The organism is Kistimonas ophiarachnellae (genome assembly GCF_057552235.1).
On sequence record NZ_BAAJPA010000076.1, the window covers coordinates 1 to 445 of the forward strand.

The following is a 445-nucleotide window of genomic DNA, read 5'->3' on the forward strand; positions in this document are numbered from 1 at the left end:
GGACAGCGTGGCGGTTGTTGATGGCGATGGCAATCCAGTGACAGGACAGGGTTCTGTCAGTGTTGTGAACAACCAGCTGCAGTTTGTGCCCGGGAATGATTTCGACGGGCTGGCCGATGGTGAAACTGCCACAGTCACGGTCCGTTATGTGATGTCCGATAATGAGGGGTCAACGTCATCAGCGGATGTCACCATTACTGTGACGGGCACCAATGATGCCCCTGTTGCTGCTGATGCTTCACTCACAGTGACGGAAGATAACAGCTACACCTTCTCGGCAGCTGATTTTGGCTTCACTGATGTGGATGGCGACAGTCTCCACTCCGTCACGATTACCCGGGCGCCAGCAGCTGGCTCGCTCACGCTTAATGGTACGATCGTGACTGACGGGCAGGAGATCGCTGCGGCAGAAATCAGTAATCTGGCATTCACGCCCGCCGCCAAT

The 445-nt window shown here is 55.7% G+C and carries 1 protein-coding gene; it reads left to right on the top strand.

The window, feature by feature from the left end:
* The coding region (locus AC27K1_RS21700) for an Ig-like domain-containing protein (protein ID WP_487152883.1) at positions 1 to 445 on the top strand (445 nt) is incomplete at both ends.